This window comes from Litorimonas sp., from assembly GCA_029936425.1.
Taxonomy (GTDB): domain Bacteria; phylum Pseudomonadota; class Alphaproteobacteria; order Caulobacterales; family Maricaulaceae; genus Litorimonas.
The window spans coordinates 1-1,029 of sequence record JAPYSU010000178.1 but is presented as its reverse complement, the minus strand read 5'-3'; the positions used below and the strand labels follow the sequence as shown (position 1 = coordinate 1,029).

The 1,029-nt window shown below is 56.2% G+C and carries 1 protein-coding gene; it reads left to right on the top strand.

All coding sequences use genetic code 11. From position 1 onward, the window contains the following. Positions 1–198 (top strand): hypothetical protein (locus ACN0IC_RS15825; protein WP_416879701.1); only part of this gene is annotated, 198 nt, incomplete at its 5' end. Between the last annotated feature and the right edge of the window lie 831 nt (positions 199–1,029).

The following is a 1,029-nucleotide window of genomic DNA, read 5'->3' as shown; positions in this document are numbered from 1 at the left end:
TGCACAGTCCTCTTAGCAGAGTTGACTGGCCGCGGGTTTGATTGGTTAGTAGATGAGGTGATCCGGACAGGCATAGGGTCAGCACGATCTCCCCGAGGAGAGTTGCACCAGACACCTGACACCGCCATCCAACACTGTACAGAGTCTGATGTCTTCATGACCTCCGGGTTGAACAACAGGCCGGAGGTGGCTCTTTGATCGGAGTCGAAGTTCAAGGGTCCGAGCAGCTGACTCTGGAGTGGGTGATGGTTAGCGGTGTTGCCGTGAACAGGTCTGGGGCAGGCGTGCGTCCCAGGAGGTGTGACCTCAAAACTCTGGATGCGTCCGTCCACCGTCTGTCCAACCGTGACCTGGTCGAGGTCGTAGTTCAAATAGGAGGTGTCGATGACTTCCTCCCTGCACCAGTCACCCGGGGCACCCAAGAGATCGATGCTGATCATTGCATGTTCCGTGGGCCGTGGAGTGCACAGAGGAGTCAAGGCATTGGCGGGGCGGGACACGAGTAGGAATTTTGGTGATTTACGGTAGTCGTGGCCCGCTTGGCTGAAGCGCACCCAATAGCTGTTTTTGCCTTTGGGGGATACTACCTGTCCAAGCCGGGGGTGGTTGTTCTGGTTCAGCGTAGAGCGATCCAGTACTACCGTGTTTGGTTCTAAGGGTTTCGCCTGGGAGGGATCCAGGTAGCGGGAGAGTTGCAAGGATGTGATGCGCGATATGAGAGATGCGCTGAGTTGCGCGGAGTAGGCTGACCAAAGTGCGCGATTGTTCATGACCTGCTGTAGCAAGGACCGGGGTCCAGAGCCGGTGGGAGCCTCCCCTTCAAAGCCGTCTAACCAGTCCTGGCGCATAGGTTGGAAGGGTGAGTATTGGCCGGCCAGCATAGAACGGGTGATGTATTCACAGGTTCCTGATTTTTTACACAGTACAGCTGTCGGCCAGTTATTGATTTGACCCACCACTCGCTGAGCAAGAGTATCTACCTGTGTAATGGTGAGGAGGCCTGGTGCTTTGTTGATGAGGGGGGTGAGG